At 47.0% G+C, this 20,400-nt stretch carries 6 protein-coding genes; 1 reads left to right on the top strand and 5 read right to left on the bottom strand.

What is annotated here, in order from left to right; genetic code table 11:
• Nucleotides 1-4 precede the first annotated feature (4 nt).
• From QQL36_RS07240 to QQL36_RS07220, 5 genes are all read right to left on the bottom strand, one after another.
• A complete protein-coding gene (locus tag QQL36_RS07240) occupies nt 5-1,879 on the bottom strand; it encodes a monovalent cation:proton antiporter-2 (CPA2) family protein (protein WP_321569397.1) in 1,875 nt (624 codons plus the stop codon).
• A 2-nt stretch (nt 1,880-1,881) separates the two neighbouring features.
• Nucleotides 1,882-2,415: an NAD(P)H-dependent oxidoreductase gene (locus QQL36_RS07235; protein WP_083722919.1), complete on the bottom strand. Its 534-nt coding sequence runs from the start codon at nt 2,413-2,415 to the stop codon at nt 1,882-1,884.
• Nucleotides 2,416-2,488: 73 nt separating this feature from the next.
• Nucleotides 2,489-4,273, bottom strand: coding sequence for a chloride channel protein (locus QQL36_RS07230; RefSeq protein ID WP_321569396.1), 1,785 nt, complete (start codon nt 4,271-4,273; stop codon nt 2,489-2,491).
• Between the two features lie 81 nt (nt 4,274-4,354).
• Nucleotides 4,355-5,263: a transglutaminase-like domain-containing protein gene (locus tag QQL36_RS07225; RefSeq protein WP_321569395.1), complete on the bottom strand. Its 909-nt coding sequence runs from the start codon at nt 5,261-5,263 to the stop codon at nt 4,355-4,357.
• 55 nt (nt 5,264-5,318) lie between these two features.
• Nucleotides 5,319-7,883: a hypothetical protein gene (locus tag QQL36_RS07220; RefSeq protein WP_321569394.1), complete on the bottom strand. Its 2,565-nt coding sequence runs from the start codon at nt 7,881-7,883 to the stop codon at nt 5,319-5,321.
• 739 nt (nt 7,884-8,622) lie between these two features.
• On the opposite strand from QQL36_RS07220, the gene QQL36_RS07215 reads away from it, so the two are divergent.
• Nucleotides 8,623-20,331 carry a gliding motility-associated C-terminal domain-containing protein gene (locus QQL36_RS07215; RefSeq protein WP_321569393.1) on the top strand — a complete coding sequence of 3,903 codons (11,709 nt, stop codon included), beginning with the start codon at nt 8,623-8,625 and terminating at the stop codon, nt 20,329-20,331.
• The last annotated feature ends 69 nt before the right edge of the window (nt 20,332-20,400 follow it).

Raw genomic sequence — 20,400 nt, 5'->3', positions numbered from 1 at the left:
TTCCTTACTCGTCCTGCCTTGCTTCATCTATCAGTGACTGTTCGTCCCATCCCAAACCAGACGGATTAAACCGGGTTGTTCTTTCGCCGGACATCAGTTTCTCCAACTCCTCAATACGTTCCTTCACAGTATTGATATACAGCTTTTTATCATCGCGTATAGCGGATAGCCCTTTCATGGCTTTTTCATCCTGCTTACGGAAGGTGCCTGCGTTCCTGTATGCATGGTACGCCCTGATACCCAGCATCTGCAGGGCATCTGCTCCCATACGCAGGGATGTATCCAGGGTTTCTCTGTAGATGTGTAGTACACCCAGGTCCATCAGCTCAAAAGTATCCGGTATGTTCTCTGCCTTCACCAACATTTGCAGGTGAGGGAAGTGTTTTCTCACTACCCGTACTACTTCCAGCGTCTGCTCTACTGTATCCATCGCTACAATGATCACTTTGGCCTCTGCAGCCCCTGCTGATTCCAGCATGTCTCTGCGGGCAGCATCGCCATAATATACCTTCACACCCAGGTTGTGCAGGGCATCTACCCTGTCAGAATCCAGGTCGAGAATGGTAGCTTTCACTCCATTTACCCTGAGAAAACGGCCTACTATATTGCCAAAACGGCCAAAGCCGGCAATGATGATCGGATGTTTTTCCTGTATCTCATCTGCCTCCCGCGTGTTCGCAGGCTGCACACTGAACCGGGGTTGTATCAACCTTTCATAAGCCAGTAGCAGTAATGGTGTCAGCGCCATGCTGATCGCTACCACCGCCGTGAGTATACTCACAGTAGCCTGTGGCAGAATATTATTCTGGTTGGAAAATGATAACAATACAAAGGCAAATTCTCCAACCTGCGATAAAGCGATGGCAAACAACAGGTTTTGCTCAAATTTGACCTTGAAGATCTTGCCTAACCCTAACAGTATCAGGGACTTTAGTGCCATTAAGCCTATTACAAGCCCTAAAATCACCCAAGGCATACTCAGTATCAGCTTGAAGTCGATAGACGCGCCTACGGCCATAAAAAACAGTCCCAGCAGCAACCCCTTGAATGGCTCAATATCACTTTCCAGTTCATGACGATACTCACTATTCGCCAGTACTACGCCACCTAAGAAGGCACCCAGTGCCGGACTCAATCCCACCAGCGACATGAGCACAGATATAGCCACTACCAGCAATAAAGAAAATGCTGTGAACAACTCTCTTACCCTTGTCGCAGCAATAATGCGCAATAAGGGTCTTAACAGGTACCGCCCTGCTACCACAATCACGACCACAGCTCCCAGTACCACCAGCGTTTGTCCCCATGCTGGTAAATTATCTCTTAATGATGACTCGCTATGGCTGCCACCCTCTGAAGAGGTCCCTGCCAGCAGTGGAAAAACCGCCAGCATAGGAATAACTGCGATATCCTGGAACAGTAATACTGAAAATGCACTTTGACCGGCAGCAGAAGACAACTGTCCTTTCTCCTTGAGACTTTGCAGCACAATCGCTGTGGAAGAAAGGGATAAGATCATGCCCAATGCCAGTGCAGCATTGAGTGGTTGTCCCAGCAACAAGGCTAAACCCGCTACCGCTGCTGTAGTGATCAACACCTGCAATCCCCCCAGCCCCAATATCGGTGCCCGCAGGTTCCATAGCAAGGCAGGTTCTAATTCTATCCCGATCAGGAACAGCATCATCACCACGCCAAACTCTGCGAAGTGCATAAGATCCTGTCCTTCACTGCCAATAAAACCCATGAGGGAAGGTCCAATCACTACCCCTGCCAGCAGATAACCCAGTACAGAGCCCAGGCCCAGCTTTTTGGCAATGGGAATAAACACCACTGCCGCTGCCAGATAGATCATGGTTATAAAAAAGTATGAATGCTCCATAGTTATCGGTCCCTTAAGTTTTCCAGAAATTGTTTGTAACTGATTGCCTGTTCACTGATGACGGTGGCATCCATCTGGTGAGTGCCATACACCACGAATGGGTCCAGATACTGCATATTACAAAGTGTAGCTGTCTGTTTGAATGGCAACAGAAAATCGGTCAATGGATGTTGGTGCCATCCGTCTTTCTGATAGGCGGTCTCCATGGTCCCGGCTGAAATTACATTCGTAATGCGCTTGCCCCGGAGAGCCGTACCCGTACGACCATAGGCCCAGCCATGCTCCAGCACGAGGTCCTGCCATTGCTTGATCATGGCGGGTGCACTGTACCAGTAAAAAGGATGTTGGAATAAAATAATATCGTGTTGTAGTAATAGCCCCTGCTCCTGTCTTACATCGATGTTGAGATCAGGATATGTTTCGTACAGATCATGCACAGTCACCCCCTGCATACCGCGGATAGTGGCCAGCAGCTGATGGTGGACCCTTGATTTTTCGAAGGCCGGGTGCGCGAATAGAATCAGAATTCTTGACATAGAAGATGGAAATTACGAATTACGTTTTACAAATCAGGGAGATCGATGATTTGTAAAACATAATTCATAGAATCTATATTTTATCGCCAGAATATTCCTGTAGTAATAACCTGTATTGATTCAGGATATTTGATTTGGAGATAAATCCTACCAGTATATCATTATCTACTACCGGCAGGTTCCATTCTTTGACTTCATCAAACTTTGTAATTACATCTACCACATTGTCATGTAGGCCGATCAATGCTGGTGGTTGCTGCATCACTTCTTTCACAGTGACGGTGTCATAGATCAGCTGGTTGAACATAATCGGACGTATACGATCCAGTGTCACGACTCCATCCAGTTTACCTTCGGGAGAAACGACTGCGATCACATTCCGGGTGCTGCTTTTTACCAGCTCAATCAGCTGACGCAGACTGGCGTTCATATCTATTCGTTGAATTGTATTTTCTACGAGTTCTTCAGTATGGAGTAAGGAGAGGATATTCCGGTCATGTTCTTTTGTAAAGATCTTGCCTTCATCTACCAGTTGTTTGAGTTCCGGCGAGATAGGGGAAAACCATTTTGCCAGCAGGAAAGATGTAGAGGAAACAATCATCAGTGGTATGAACAGGTCATACCCGGAGCTGGCTTCTGCAATCAGGAAGATGGCGGTAAGCGGGGCATACATCACACCACTCATTACACCAGCCATGCCTACGATTACAAGGTTGGTAACAGGAACATCCTGAAATCCCAGCTGTGTACACAGCATAGCAAAGAAGAATCCCAATACACCACCTGCGAAAAGAGAGGGTGCAAAGTTACCACCATTGCCACCACTCTGAATGGTGATGGAGGAAGCAAATACTTTCAGTAAACAGGTACATCCCAGAAATGCCAGTAAAACCCAGTTTTTAGCTGGTATATACCGGAAGAAACTATTCCGGATGATTTCATCAGCCTGTCCATTGGCCATCAGTTTGATACTTGAATACCCTTCTCCAAACAGTGGTGGCATCAGTACGCAAAGGATAGAAATGATCAGTCCTCCCAGTACGGCCTTTTGGAGGGCACTCCATTTAAGGCGATGGAAGAAGTGTTCTACTTTCTGTGAAATGACGATATAGTAACGTGCGTAAAAAGCACTTAATAATCCGAGTATAAGATAAAATGGAACGTTGTGATAATTGAATGCCTGCCTGGATTCAAAGTGAAATAGCACCTCCTCCTGTAAAATGATCTTTGACAAAAGACTACCACATATCGCCGCCAGTATCAAAGGCAGGAAATCTGAAAACACCACTCCCGTAAGCAAAATTTCAAAAGCAAACATCACCCCTGCAATCGGTGCATTAAAAGATGCTGCAATACCTGCAGTGGCACCGGCTGCCAGTAACAGTGTTCTTTCTTTATACCCCAGGTGGTAATTGCGTGCATAGTTGCTACCAATAGCGGCGCCTGTTACGGCAATAGGACTTTCCAGACCTGCGGAACCTCCCAAACCTACTGTCAGAGCACTTTGCAGGATCTGTGAATACATTTTAACCGGTGGAATCAGGCTGGAGTTTTGTGCAATCTCGTAAAGAATAAGCCCGACGCCTTTGCGGGACTGGCCCTTGAAAAATATGATAACGACGAGTGTAGTCAGTACAATACCAAGGAAAGGGAATATAGCGTAGAAAAAGACCTGTGTACTAAAGTGAACTTTGTAGGTAATAAAATAGTGGATATAGTGGACCAGGGTTTTTAAGATCACCCCTGCTAAACCAGCGACCAGGCCGACCAGAATACCTGAAAGTACAAGGAACTGGTTTCTGTTCATTTTGCTGTGCAGCCAGTGAATGATGATCTCATAACTTCGGACCCTTCGCATACTGTACCGCTCAAAATCGCGCTTAAAGCGCAAAAACGAGTGAAACTTCTTTATGTTTTTAAATTGACTCATCGGTTTTTATTAGATTTCAATCAACGCATATACCTTATCATTCAGATAAGGCCCACCAGGGTGGCGCGCAGAATAATCAAGGTTTATCCAGTATTCGCCTTTCATTTCGTGGTAGTGGACCTCCTTAATAGATGGATGAGGAAACAGTGTAATAATTGCCTGCTTCATGACTTCAAAATCTTCTTTATTGCCACAGTAGAGTTCAGGATAAGCATGTCCCTGAATCAGTACTATACGACAACGTGCTCCGATAGATTGCAGGCAGGATACCATCAATATACTATGGTCGTCACAGTCGCCGCCCATACCATTCTGGATGGTTTCCTGTGGCGTAGCAAAATATTCGTCACGACGGGTATCGGGTACCCAGCGGAAATTTTTATTGATGTATTTGAACAGCGCCAGATAACGGGCTACTTTCCCATACTTTGGGAAATATTCATCAAAATCTTCTACAGAATGGTAAATGGAGAAATTACGTACCAGGGAATCTTTATAGTTGACCTTGTCACGAATACCACGCACTGTTTTATCTCTGTAGGTTTCTACGCGGTGGGGGTATAAACTGAGGATATCCAGTTGTTTATAGTTTTTTGCCCCCCAGTTGCCTTGTACCATCCCTTTATAATCATTCAACACATTGGTAAAGGTATAGTTATCAGCAAAATAATTGAAGGATAATATACCGACAACTAATACAAATGCAGGAATGATAAGCGGTTTGAATACCCAGAGTAATAGACGGGTGAACATGAATGAGGAGAGTACGGCCAACAGCATATCCAGGTGCCAGCCATCCTCAACCAGCGGTGGTATATACCGGTTCAGATATGGTGCCAGCGGAAGGATTGTCAAGAGGCTCAGCAGGTTGAGCAGAAATTGCTGAAAAGCAGAATATTTACTTTCATCTATGGCCATTACGGAATGCAATAACGCAAAATTATGCCAGATAATGAAAAGCAGAATTGAATGTCTATTGTCCCCACAGCTTATCCAGCTGCTTGAATGACGTGCTGGTGCCTATTAATTGCAGCTGTTGCCGTGTAATATGTAATTGTTTTTCGGCCTTCAGGGCCGTGTAGATTTTTTGTAATAATTGCACTGCCATCATCATCAGTAACTTCAAATCCATTTTCTGGGAAATCTCCATGGCTGTCTCTGTCAGTCGTATGGCTTTATTTAATTCATTTTCAAGCATACAGGCATATCCCTGCATCAGTTTGTGCAATACTTCCAGGTGTCTGCCATTGGTATGATCAAATGAATAGTTTTTTAACAACAGCTCGGCATGCCTGCTGATTTTCAGGGCGCTGGTAAGATCATGGTGGCCAATGGCGGCATAGGTCTGCCAGCTCAGCAAAGAAAGCCTGACAGGATCGTGCTTCTGATACACCAGTGCCGGATAGCATTCAAAGATCCGTTTGGAATAATTAGCCATATGGCCATAATCATGCAGCAGTGCGAAGGCAAACCCTGAAAACCTGAATACCAGTTCATGTGACACAGAGGGTGTCTGTCTGGTACTTCCATTCAGATATCGTCCATAACTGTAGAGCTTATCTTTGATGCTTTCGTTGACGATACCAAATTTCAGGTATTCATATATAAAGAGGAAGAGGTCGTAGGGGGTGACCCACAGCTCTTCTTCCGTCATTTCGCGTTGAACGATTTTTTTGATGAAATGCAGTTCCTGTTCGCATTGCTCTGCATCCAGTTGCAGGAGCGACATAATGAAGAGGATGCTTCTGATCTTCAGTTTATCTTCCGGCAGTTCTGCCAGGTCTAACAAGGCGACCAGCACTTTCCGCTTACCAAAATGAATAAAGTTGTCGTTCAGGATTTTGCTGAGTGGATACCTTTTAAAGTAACCCATCGGGAAGATGGATTTCAGCGACATTTCCCTGTTTCCTTCCTGCTGATAATGTACAGCAAGGTATTCCAGCAATTGTGATTTCTCAATATTGGATAAGGAAAGGTGGAACATCTGCCGGATGCTCTCCTGCTGCCCGTTGTTGATGGCGTAGCGCAGCATCCACTTGAAGATACCCGTACGGAAGGTGGAGGATGGCAGATGGCTGATCACATTCATAAATACGCCTTCTCCTGTCTGGTGCTGACCCTGCGCCACAAAGTGCATGGCCATGAAGTACTCCATCAGGAACTGATGGGCAAAACGAACCTTCACGTAGAACATAATGTCCTGACTCAGATTTTCTTCAACCAGTATATTTTCAGAGAGGAGTTCTTTGTACGCGGAGAATAATTCTGCATTCTTATTCAGGAGTGCGCTCTTGTCGACATATTGCCCCTTCTTGCCATAGTCGAGCAGCTCCAGGAGCTTATTAATGATGTTGATCTTAAAATTGTTATTGTTCGTGCTGAATACTTTCATCTGCACGAATCGCGAGACCATTTCATAAAGGCTCAGGTGTTCATTGATAAATGAGTTCTCACCTGTATTGAGCTGACAAAAGAGTTGCAGATAAAAAGGGTATCGCAGTTTTTGCAGGAAACTTTCGCTGAAAGTACGTACTACAGACGGATCCATGCGATGGTTATAGAGCACGGACTTTACTTCCTGTTCCGTCATACGGGGGATGTTGATATTGGTTTCTTCATCCATTTCAGGACCCAGGTACCAATAGCGACCGAATGGCGGCATGCGCTGATCATTGTGAAATATTTCTGACCAGGTATTGCTGCGAACAGAGAGGATCACTTTTATCCACGGGAATTCATCATTGGAGTAGACAAATTCTTCCAGCTTGGTATACATCAGTTTCAGTTTATCGCTGGACATCGTGATTTCGTCGAAGCCATCGATAATGAGTATGAGTCTACCGCCTATTTTATCAAAATGTGCTTTAAAGTATTCCCTGAAATTTTCCCGTTGTCCGAGGCTGAGCTGATCATCCAGCCAGTTACTAAGATTGAGACCACGCAGAAATAAGCTCCCTGCGGCGTGTGCGTGGATGAACCAGCATATGTCGTGTGGATACTTTGCTTCTTTGCTATACCAGAAGTGTTCTACCAGGTGTACAAGCGTAGTGGATTTACCCCATCCGCTTGGCGCAATGAGGGCAGTAGCAGGATATGTTCCTTCCAGGAACCGCTCTATGTGGGCAACGCTGAATGCCCTTGACACAGTATTCTGAAATGGAATGCCGGAGCGGTTCTTCAGTGTTACTAAGGTATAATGGGATACGGCAGCTCCTTTACTTTTTAGTTCTGCCCATTTACCATCCTTTACGACTTCCCCGGGAGTGGATTGCGTGAAATGTCTGGTCTGAAAATCTTCCCAGTCCTTATAACTGCAATATTGCGCCAGGGTATTCAAAGTATAGCGCGAAAAACTATGCTGTGTTACAGCAAACCCAAAAACTCTCTTTAAAGTTGTTTCACTAACCAATTTGCCGGTTACATCGGATATGGCGAGTGACAATCGTTTGCAGTCACTAGCCGTTACAGAGTCAACGCCAAAACGTCTCGAAACTTCTTTCTGAAGAGTTATGATAAAGTCATAGGAGAGATCTATCATACGGGGACAAGAAATGGATTTTTGTAATCGGATTTTGGTAATCAAGGATAAACTTACGTAGCGGTTTTTAGTTTAGATTTTTTCTTATAAAAATGAACAAAATGAATGAAACATATATAAATGAATGATATTTAAAATTGTATATAAAATAATTGTTTATAACAATGCGGCAATGTCTATTTAAAAATAATTTTTATTTTATTGGTTTGATTTCATATTAGCACTGCCAACTAAATACGTTGTTAATCATAGTACTACAACAAATATGTTGTGTGGTAGAAAAAAACTGGATAAAAAGATTTCTGAAATATTGAAATGAATAGAATGAATATCGTTCAAATACTGAACGAAAAGAACAGCTGCTTTCCCACCCTATCAACCTACATTCGTACCGTATTCTGACCGATGGGTTCTTAAAAATGTGAGTTCGTGTATATATCAACCGAATCAGACTACCCCTGTTTTAGCCATATCGTATTTATTGCTACTCCCCTTCATGACCGTGCCAATGCATAGACATTAATATATGTGTGCTGTGTATCCTACTGAGTGGCCTATGGACGCCAGACTCGATGTGATGCATAATTGACCTGAATTCCTTGAAAAACGAATGTGAAAACAAAAACTGTGAAAAACATACACGCTTTATAACCCGAACCAATTGATTTCTATGCATCTTAACGCTACTCTTAAAGGCTCCCTAAGAGCTTTTATCCTTACTATTTTTTCATGTCTTTGCATGGTTGGGTTGCCGGCAGGAGTTTCCTTTGCTAAGAAAACTTCTACGCCAGTTGCTGCCGACTTTAGCAACGACATTCAAAACAACAACGCCCTGTCATGGTTGCAGGCGTATGCAGCGCTACACCCCTATGCACCTGTTTTGCGAAAGCAACCACACTGGCAAACCTGGTATACTTCAGGTACTTATTTCGCTGATGGCCCCCTCTGGAGTTCCGGAGGGAATCCGAATGTAGTCACCTTTGGTCTGGCCTGTGCTACCTGTAGTGTGAGTGACGCAGCAAATGCTGTAGATGGCAACGCCAATACTGCTGCAACTATGAACCTGCCTGTCGGCGTTGTCGGCGGTGTAGGGCTTCAGCTCACATTTTCCGGTACTTATCAATCAGGCGATGCGATTGCATTTGACCTGGAAATTCCTGACCAGAATGTTTCCCTCTCCCTGCTGAGTGCTATCTCTGTTAGCACCTTCAATGCAGGTGTGGGTAACAACGATCAGATCTCGCTGAATAATAATCTGGTGAGGTTAAACCTGTTGGAACTAGGCATCGGCAGTACACCAAAAGTCAGGGTGGTTGTCCCCATTTCACATACTTTTGACGAAGTGCAGCTGAACCTCTCTGCAGTCGTAAGTGGATTCAGTACACTACGTGTGTATGAAGTAACCGCATTTCAGCCTGTAACAGTGACACCTGCTACCCCTGCAGTCATCACTGGTGGTACAGTCGCCCTCTCTGCGGCTTTGCCTCGTATTCCAGGAGCTACCTTTCAATGGTATACTGAACCTGATGGTGGTACTGCGATTGGCAGTGGCACTAATTTTACAACCCCTGTATTAAACCGCACAACTACTTTCTATGTAGAAGCTACCAATCCTGCAGATGGTTTGGTAAGCCCTGTACGCACACCCGTACAAGTACTGGTAGGTGGCGGCGCTGGTTTGCTCTGGATGTATGGCGACCGGCAAGTCAGCACACTGACGAATGGTGTGGCCTGTGCTGGTTGTGTAGTTGACAACCCGGACAATGCAATAGATGGTGATACCACCACTGCCTCTACCCTCTCCATGCCGGTAGGTGCATTGTCCACTGTAGGGCAGTACATTGCATTTCCTGGCAACTACAAAGCCGGTGATGATATCGTGCTGGACCTGGACGTACCTGGCCAGTTAATATCTGTCGCTGCATTATCAGCTATCCAGATATCTACCTATCAGGGTATTACTCCTAATAATGATGCGATCCAGCTCAATAATAGTCTGGTACATTTACAGGCATCCGGTCTGGGTCTGGGCAATACACCTAAAGTCAGAGTTACGATTCCTGCTACTAAAGATTTTAATGGTGTAAGAATCGATCTTGGTACTGCATTTACTGCTTTTGGTGCATTGCGCATTTATGAAGCAGCTGCCGTGATTCCGGTAACTATTTCTCCTGCGGCACCTACTATCACAGCCGGCAACACAGAAACCCTGACAGCCAGCATCGATTCAAGAGTGAGCACGCCAACCTTTAAATGGTATACTACTCCTACTGGCGGTGCTCCCGTATCTACTGGTAATCCGTTTACAACGGCTGCCCTGTCCAGAACATCTACTTATTATGCAGAAGCCTATGATCCTAATAATAACCTGAGCAGCTATGTCAGAACACCTGTCACTATCAAGGTAGCAGGCGGTCCGGGAACTATCTGGAGTTATGGCCAGGATCAGGAAAGCCCCATCACCGGTGGCGTGGCCTGTGCTGGTTGTACTGTGACAGATTCTGCATCGGCTGCAGATGGCGATACCACTACTGCCTCTACCCTGACTGTACCATTAGGTATATTGTCTACCATAGGCCAGTTGGTAAAAATGCCAGGTGTATATCAGGCTGGCGATAGCATCGTCCTCTTCCTGGAAGCGCCTACTGAAAACCTTGCGACGGTAGTACTGCCTAAAGTAACTGTAACCACTTACCAGAATAGCATTGCGGGTCCTGCGGTATCTAACAATGATACCAGAACACTGGACAATGCTGTTGTGAAATTGCAGGTACTCGGCGGAGGATTGAATAACGCACGCAAGTTCAAAGTCACTATTCCTGCTACCAATACTTTCGATGGTGTGAAAGTTGACTTTGGCGGATTGCTGGGTATATCCGGTTCACTCAAACTGTACGAAGTAGCGGCTATGATCCCTGTATCAGTGACGCCTAATCCGGCAAAAACTGCTTATAACACAGGCATTACTTTAACGCCTTCTATCAGGATCTCCAATCCTACTTACAACTGGTACACTACTCCTACCGGTGGTTCACCGGTATTCAGCGGTGCTGGCGCCTTTACAAGTCCTGCGCTCATCCGCAATACTACCTATTATGTAGAAGCACTTGATCCTGCCGGCACCACCAGTTTTGTGCGTACCGCAGTTCCTGTCACTATAGGTGGCGGCAATGGCCCATTATGGACATATGGCACTGACCAGACTTCTCCTATTACTACCGGCGTAGCCTGTGCACTCTGTAGTGTACAGAATCCGCTGCTGGCTATTGACGGTGATACGACTACAGCTTCCCGTCTTTCTCTGCCACTGGGTGTAGCTACTTCTGTAGGTCAGAAGATCACCTTCCCTGGTGTTTATCACCCTGGTGACAGCATTATCCTGATCCTGGGTGTGAAAGGTGATCCGATTGCCAATGTATCCCTGCTGGGTAATATCGGGGTAACCACTTCCCTGAACAATGTGAGCAACAATGATCGTACGGCATTGAACTCTCCATTATTAACATTGGATTTCTTATCAAAAGATACAATCAGCAGCGTGCGCGTGGCAATCCCTGTTACTAAGGATTTTGATGCAGCAACAATAGACCTCAGCAGCCTGGTGGCTACTGATAACTCACTGTATATTTATGAAGCAGCGGCGATGATACCGGTAACGGTCACCCCCAGTCCTGCCAATGTAAATGCAGGTCAGACGGCTACGCTTACTGCCAGTATACCAGGCATCCCTAATGCGGTATTCAACTGGTACGATGTGCCTACCGGCGGTGCACCTGTACATACAGGTAGTACCTTTACTACCCCTCCCAATTATGCAGATAAGACTTATTATGTAGAAGCGGTGTCTCCGACTGATGGATTGATCAGTATAGAACGTACAGCTGTTACTGTCGATGTAACTGATACTACCGGCAATGGTGCCTTGAGCTGTAGCGGCGCTACTACACAGAACAATGGCATTACCGGTTTACTCTGCCTGTTGTGTGGTGTGTCTGACGCTGGCAATGCAGTAGATGCATCTGCAACAACAGGGGCTACTATGCGTATCAATGTCGGTCTGGGTGCAACTATTTACCAGGATCTGGTATTCCCTAAATCAGGAAAAGCTGGTGACTCTATCCGTATTGGCCTTGGTACGAGCACTGGTCTGCTGGATGCAACTTTGCTAGCTGGTTTAAGCGTAGGTACAGGGAATGGGGCGCGTCCAGCTGATGCAGATATGGTAGCATTGTCTCCTGGGCTGTTGAGCGTTCGTCTCCTGAGTGGAGCACAGCAATCGGCCTACACCTTTGTGGCGACCAAAGATTTTGACCGGGTCGAAATTCGCCTGAATGGTTTACTTGCCGCCCTCTCTTCTTACAATATTTATTATGCACAGGTGGTGACCCCGATCGCTCAGGTGTCCGCATCCACTATATATGCATGTAGCGGTTCATCTGCTACATTGACTGCTGTAGGTCCGACTGGCTATACTTATCAATGGTATACCTCCTACACGGGTGGTACGCCGGTAGGTTATGGCACGACCTTCACTACACCTGTTGTCACTAAAGACACTACCTACTTCGTAGCCGCTGTTGGTGCTGATAGTTGTGGTAGTGAAAAACGTACACCTGTACAGGTGAAAGTTGGTTTGCCAAGTGTGAATGTGACTCCATCTTCTGCTGCCGTAGCAGAAAGCGCAACGCCTACTTTCAATGTTGTATCGCCAAATGCTGCTTACCAGTATAACTGGTATACAGTGCCTACCGGTGGTACGCCTGTATATGTAGGATCTCAGTTCACTACCCCTCCGGTATCTGCGAATGTTACATATTATGTAGAAGCTGTATCGCTCAGCGATGCAAACTGTAAGAGCCTGCGTACACCAGTGGCTATCACGCTGAATGGCACAGGTGGTCCAACCCCTGTTGGGGATATTGATTGTGGTGGTGCTACCTCACAGATATCTACTACCAGTGGTATCTGCGTAGGTTGCTATGTAGAGAAACAGGATTCTGCGGTGGACAACAGTACTGCTACTGCTTCTGTGATCCACACTATCCTGGGGGTAGGTTCTTATGTACAGCAATCCCTTATTTTCCCTGCACCTGGTGTGAAGGGAGACAGCGTCAGGATCAAGCTGGGCTTCAATACAGGCCTGACAGATCTGAACGCATTAGCGGGTATCGAGATCTCTTCTTCCAACAATGCAACTGCTAATAGCGATGCAGTGACTCTGAACAGTGGTCTCCTGAACCTGCAATTGCTGAATGGTAACAGAGACCTGATTTATACATTCGCTCCTGGTGCTGCTTATGACAGGGTGAATATCCGGTTGAGTGGTCTGGCTACAGCACTCACAGCCCTGAAAGTATATTCAGCAGAGATCTTTGCAGGTACGCCTACCGTAGAAAAAGATACAGTGTATGTATGTGCGGGTGCTACAGCAACCCTGAAGGCGACAGGTCCTGGTACTACTTTCCGCTGGTATACCCAGCCTACGGGTGGTACAGCCCTGGCTACCGGTGCTACCTATGCGGTAACACCAACAACCAATGCGATCTACTATGTAGAAGGCGTATCGAGCAGTGGTTGCGCAAACCCTGTGCGTAAAGCAGTTTACGTAATGGTAGGTTTACCACAGCCATTGGTAAATCCGGCTACACAAACTATCAACTCCGGTGAGACGGCTACCTTCACGGTGCTTAGTCCAAACCCGGCATATCAATACAACTGGTACGATGCACCGGCAGGTGGCAATCTGCTGAAATCAAATTCCACCACTTACACCACAGGTGCGCTCACAGCAGCGGCTATCTACTATGTGGAAGTAAAAGATCCGGTGAATGGTTGTACCAGCGCTACCCGTACAGCTGTAAGGGTAGATATCAACCTGCCTACAGAGCCAACCCCTTGTAGTTATGCTACTTCACAGCAAAGTCCTATTATCAGTGGTGTATGTCTGTTGTGTTCTGTAAGCAATCCTGCACTGGCAGTAGATCAGAATGCAAACTCTGCTTCCACTATCAATGCTACCTTAAGTGCTGCTGGTTACATCGGTCAGTTGTTGAGGTATAACAATACTTACCCAGCCGGTGACAGCATCACGCTGGATCTGGAAATTCCTGGCAAAGTAGCGGATGTTACATTGCTGGGTGGTATCAGGGTAGAAACATATAATGGTGCCACTGCCAATGGTGATGCGCGTTCTCTCGGTGATAACCCGATCCGTCTTACCCTGCTGAATACTGGCAACAAGTTCAGAGTGACCATACCTACCACCAAAACTTTTAATGGTGTGATGGTAAGTATCAATGGTCTGCTGACTGCCCTGACGACTGTGAATGTTTACTTCGCAGCGGTAGTGACACCAAGACCAGATGTATCTGCATCTAATGTGAATGTATGTAGCGGTAATACGGCAACCCTTATCGCAACATCTACCAATGATGCGGACATTGCCTGGTTCACCAGTGCAGTGGGTGGTACAGCTGTAGCTACCGGCGACACCTTTACTACAGCAGCCCTCAACGCTTCGGTTACTTACTATGCAGCAGCCAGCCGCTTTGGTTGTGCAAACCCAACCAGGGTACCAGTGATGGTGAGCGTAGGTAATACACCTGTGGCGCCGACTGCTGCTGCTAAGAATATTTGCGCAGGCGACCAGGTAACCCTGCTGGCAACAGCGCCATCCGGAGCCACCTTCCGCTGGTATACTGCTGCTACAGGAGGCACCCTGCTGGCATCTACTCCAAACTATACGACTAACGCACTGACAGCCGATACTGCTTTCTATGTGGAAGCAGATAATAATGGTTGTATCAGCACAACAAGGACCCGGGTAGCTGTGACGGTGAATGCAGTACCTACCGGACTTACTGTAACACCGATGGGTACTTCCATCAGCAGTGGTCAGAGCGCTACTTTCACCGCGCATGCTACCGGAACGAACCTGATTTATAAATGGTACAATGCGGCCGGCGATTCTATCTTTACCGGTGCCGTATTCAATACCGGCGCTATTACGGCAACAGCTACCTACACTGTAGAAGCAGTGAATGCTGCTGGTTGTAAGACTGCATCCCGCGTGTCTGTAACCGCTACCGTGATTCCTGGTAATAACGACATCCCTTGTGATGCCGCTACATCAGAAACCAATACAGCCAATGGTATCTGCATAGGTTGCTATGTAGAAAACCCAGCCCTGTCTGTAGACAACAGTACTGCCAGCAACTCTACCCTGCATGTAATACTGGGTCTGACGGGTGGCTATGTACAGCAAACCCTGATCTTCCCGCAGGTGAGCGAACTGAATGACAGCGTACAGATTAGCCTGTCTTTCCCTAACTCACTGGCCGATGTAGGTCTGTTAGGTACTATTCAGGTAGGTTCTTATAATGGATCTACTTCCAACAATGACTTTGTAGCATTGAATGCTGCAGGTATCAATGTGAGTCTGCTCAGTGGCAATTCACAGGCATTGGTAGGCTTCAAGCCTAAAGGTCTCTTCGACAGGATCGTAGTACGCCTCAATTCTGGTCTGGCCACCGCACTTAGCGCAGTGAACATTCACTACGCCAGCCGCCTGGTAGGTCTGCCGGTTGTAACAGGTGATACTATCTGCGCTGGCAACCGTGCTACCCTGCTGGCAACAGGTCCATCCAACGTAAGCTTCCGCTGGTATACAACAGCTGTAGGTGGTACCTCCATCTTCACTGGCACCAGCTATCAGACACCAGCGCTGAACACGACCACTACTTATTATGTAGAGGCAGTGAAGACAAGCCTGACCTGTCCTAATCCTGTAAGGGTACCGGTTACTGCTGTGGTAGATCCTGTTCCGGATGTACCAGCACTGGATACAACGAGCATCACCGTGTGCAGTGGCAGCACTGCTACCTTCAATGTGAAACCGGTAACAGGCGTGACCTATCGCTGGTATACCGCATTGTCAGGTGGTACGGCTATCGCTACCGGTAATTCATTTACCACTCCTGCTTTAAACACAACTACCGTATACTATGTAGAGGCTTCCAATGCAGCAGGTTGTTCCAACACTACCCGCACTATGGTGACTGCAAATGTCATCACACAACCAGCAGTCGTAACGGTAACACCAGGATCTGCTGAGGTATGTGCAGGCAGCGCTGTTCAACTGGTAGCTTCTGCTGTAACCAATGGCGTTGTATTCCGCTGGTATACCACACCAACAGGTGGCACAGCTATATTTGAAGGTGCAACCTTCACTACACCGGTACTGAATACCACTACTACTTATTATGTAGAAGCGGCAGCAGGTATCTGTGCAAGTGCTACCAGAACTGCAGCCACTGTAAAAGTGAATGCAATTCCGGGTGCACCAGCTGTAAATGTATCACCAGCTAATGGTCAGGTAATTTCCGGCCAGACAGCAACGCTGACAGTATCTCCTGCAACAACGGGTGTTACTTACAACTGGTATACAGATGCTGCAGGTGGTACACCTGTATTCACAGGCAATGTATTCACTACAGGTGCACTGACCAGTGATATCACTTATTATGTAGAAGCCGTGGCAGATTCTGCTACCTGTGGCAGTCAGCGTACCGCTGTACCGCTCACAGTAACAGTAGCAACAAATACTGCGTGCGACTTTGCAAATGCACAAACTAACAGCACAACTGCTATCTGCGTATTGTGTTCTGTACAGGATGCTGCAAATACGACAGATGTAAATACTGATAACTATTCATTGCTGTCAGTGCCACTGGCGGCTGGTAGTGGAAGTGTACAGCAATCCCTCATCTTCCCAGACGCTGCTACCGCAGGTGATAGCGTAAGGTTGGTGCTGGAACTGCCTGCACAGGTATTAGACGCTTCATTACTGGGTGCGATAGAAATATCCAGCTACAATGGCGCCACTGCAAACAACGATGCACTCCTGCTCAATAGCAGCAACCTGAAAGTATCATTGCTGAGCGGCAGCAATAAGTTCACCGTAGCCTTTGCGCCAGGTGCAGCTTACGACCGCGTACAGGTGAAACTCAGAGGTGGTGTGATCTCCGCACTGGTGACCCTCCGCGTATACTACGCTTCCCGCCAGGTATCTGCACCAGTGGTTGCTGTAAGAAGCACTACTATCTGTAGTGGTACAACTGCTACCCTCACGGCAACAGCCAGCGCTGTAGCATCTATAGAATGGTACAATGCTATGGGTACTAAGGTAGGCGATGGTCCGACCTTTACCACACCGGTATTGACTGCCAATACTACTTATTATGCACAGACAGTACGTACATCCAATGGTTGTGCGAATCCAAACAGGGTATCTGTAGCAGTGAATGTAGTACCAGCGCTCTCCACGCCTACAGTTAACAGCGCGAATATCTGTTCTGGAAATACTGCTACCCTCACTGCTACAGTGACAGGTACTAATATCACGACGAAGTGGTATAGCGCTCCTGTAGGTGGTACGCTGTTGTTCACCGGCACTACATATGTGACCAATGCACTCACAGCAGATACTGCCTTCTATGTAGAAACCAGCAACAGCAGCTGTACACTCGCAACAAGAGTGAAAGCCACTGTCACTGTCGGAGCAGGTGCTCCAACCCCAACCCTGACGGCGAACAATGTAAATATCTGTTCAGGCCAGCAGGCAATATTTACAGTAACATCCAGCACAACTGGTATTACTTATAACTGGTACACTACCCTCACTGGCGGTACACCGGTATTTACAGGTGCGACTTATACAACAGGTGCACTCACTACATCTACAGTATACTATGTAGAAGCGGTGAACACAGCATCTGGTTGTACAGCAGGTGGTGCAAGAGTAACTGCGACCGCCAATGTATCGCTGAATCCTGATGCACCGGTAGTTTCCGCTACCAGCGTAGATGTATGTACAGGTCAGGATGCAGTATTGTCTGTATCTACACCACAGAGCAGCGTGACCTACCAATGGTATGATGCTGCTACAGCAGGTACCCTGGTTGGTTCAGGTGCTTCTATCACGATCAGAAATGTAACAGCGAATGCTGACTATTATGTAGAAGCTGTAAATGCAAGCGGATGTGTGAATACGGGTGGTCGTACGAAAGTGAGTGTGGTAGCCATCGCATCTCCAGGTACACCAACAGTGACCGCTGCTTCAGTAAGCGTATGTCAGGGTAATACTGCATCGCTCTCTGTGCAGAATCCAAATGCAGCATTCACTTATCGCTGGTACAGCACAGCAACTGGTGGTACTTCACTGGGCGCCGGCGCAACCTTTACGACCTCTGTCATCAACACTGACACTGATTTCTATGTAGAGGCCAGCAATGGTAATTGTACCAGTGCAGTAAGAGCAAGAGTAAGTGTGCTTGTTGCAACACCAGCAGCAACTCCGACACTCGAATCAAATAATGTAACAACCTGCTCCGGTACCACCGTCACCCTGCGTGTGACATCAACAACTACCGGCGTAGATTATAACTGGTATACAACAGCAACAGGTGGTACACCTGTATTCACCGGTGCAACCTTCACCACACCTACACTGACTGCGACTACTACATACTATGTAGAAGCTGTGAATACAACATCCGGTTGTGGCAGCAGCAGCGCAAGAGTAAGTGCGACAGTGACAGTAGGTACTTCACCTGATGCACCAACCCTGGTGTCTGGCAGCGTGAAAGTATGTGCTGGAAACGATGGTACGTTGACCGTACTGAATCCACAGACAGGTGCTACTTACCAATGGTATGATGCTGCTACAGGCGGTACCCTGGTATTCACCGGTCCTGTGTTCAATGTAACAGCAGTAACTGCAAATGCGACTTACTATGTACAGACCCTGATCGGTACAAGTTGTGTAAGCGCTACCCGTACAGCAGGCAGCATCGTGGTAGACAACTCTGCTACTACGCCTGATGTAGTATCTACCAATGTAACTACTTGTGTAGGTGGTACTGCTACCCTCTCAGTACTGAATCCGGATGCATCACTTACCTATCGCTGGTACGATGCACCATCTGGCGGTAACCTGCTCTCTACAGGCCCTGATTATACAACAGCTGCCCTCAGCACGAATACTACCTATTATGTAGAAGCTCTGAACAGCTCTGGCTGTAGCAGCCTGGCACGCAGAGGTGTAACGGTAACAATCGTGAACACGATCGATGCACCAGTAGCTACAAGTGGTGCGACAGTATGCGCAGGCAACACTGTGGTACTCTCAGTAACAAGTCCTGTATCAGGCTACTCTTATAAATGGTATACAACTGCAACCGGTGGTACACCAGTATTCACAGGTGCAAACTTCACCACACCACAGCTCACCGCTAATACTACTTATTATGTGGAAGCAGCAACCGGTGGTTGTATAAGCGTAAGCCGCACCATGGTACAGGTAACTGTGAATGCGACACCTGCTGCACCAGTAGTAGTGAATTCCGCAGTCGTAACCTGCGCAAACTCTACTGCAACACTGCAGGTACAAAATCCGAATGCAAGTCTCACTTATCAGTGGTTCACAACCAATACAGGTGGAACAGCAGCCGGCACAGGATCTACCTTCACGACTCCTGCTATAACAGGCACTACCATGTACTATGTGGAAGCACAAAATCCAAATGGTTGTGCAAGCAATACACGCACAGCTGTAACAGTATCCATCGGCACACCTGGTAACAATGCAGTTGTATCCGGCAATGAAGCTGGTATCTGCCCAGGTTCGAGTGCAACGCTAACAGCGACATCTACTACAACAGGTGCAACCTTTAGCTGGTATACCACCGCAACAGGTGGAACTGCAGTAGCAACAGGCGCAGCGTTCACCACTCCTGCCATCACCGCGACGACTACTTACTATGTAGAAGTTGCTTCTTCAGGTGGTTGTACAAGCGGTACCAGGGTGGCAGCTACCGTAACAGTTCTGCAATCGCTCAGTGCACCGGTAGTAAGCGTTGACACTGCGCTCACGACTACTAATGCTGTGACCTTCACATGGGATCCTGTAGCTGGTGCAACCGGTTATGAAGTGACCACGAACAACGGTACGACTTATACTGCGCCAAGCTCTGGCAGCACAGGTACTACACATACAGTATATGGCCTTACGCCTGGTCAGCCAGTGACGATACAGGTGAGAGCACTGGGTAGCGAAAGCTGTGAAACAAGTGCCCTGTCTAATGCCGTAACCGGTGAATCGAAGAACCCACAAGGCAACAGCATCTTTGTTCCAAATGTGTTCACACCGAATGGAGATGGCTTCAATGACATCCATTATGTATACGGCAATAAGGTCGCCTCTATCGTCATGATGTACTACAACCAGTATGGTCAGCTGATCTACGAAACCAGGGATCAGGCTAGAGGATGGAATGGTACGATGAGCGGCGTTCAGCAGCCGGTAGGCGTGTACATCTATGTACTGAAAGCTACGCTGCGGGATGGTACGATTGTAAACAAGAAAGGTACCGTCACCATTGTAAGATAACTAATACAGATACCGGGATAGTGACAGACGCTATCCCGGTTATTAATATCAAACGATAAACCTCTTCCG

It is taken from the genome of Chitinophaga sp. LS1 (assembly GCF_034274695.1).
In the GTDB taxonomy this organism is placed as follows: Bacteria; Bacteroidota; Bacteroidia; order Chitinophagales; family Chitinophagaceae; genus Chitinophaga.
Note: the sequence above shows the minus strand (reverse complement) of the source record. Positions and strands in the feature narration are given on the sequence as shown.

What these genes read in the sequence shown, in the direction of transcription:
- QQL36_RS07220 (WP_321569394.1), bottom strand. Translation starts at nt 7,883, where the DNA reads ATGATAGATCTCTCCTATGACTTTATCATAACTCTTCAGAAAGAAGTT.
- QQL36_RS07225 (WP_321569395.1), bottom strand. Translation starts at nt 5,263, where the DNA reads ATGGCCATAGATGAAAGTAAATATTCTGCTTTTCAGCAATTTCTGCTC.
- QQL36_RS07215 (WP_321569393.1), top strand. Translation starts at nt 8,623, where the DNA reads ATGGTTGGGTTGCCGGCAGGAGTTTCCTTTGCTAAGAAAACTTCTACG.
- QQL36_RS07230 (WP_321569396.1), bottom strand. Translation starts at nt 4,273, where the DNA reads ATGCGAAGGGTCCGAAGTTATGAGATCATCATTCACTGGCTGCACAGC.
- QQL36_RS07240 (WP_321569397.1), bottom strand. Translation starts at nt 1,879, where the DNA reads ATGGAGCATTCATACTTTTTTATAACCATGATCTATCTGGCAGCGGCA.
- QQL36_RS07235 (WP_083722919.1), bottom strand. Translation starts at nt 2,415, where the DNA reads ATGTCAAGAATTCTGATTCTATTCGCGCACCCGGCCTTCGAAAAATCA.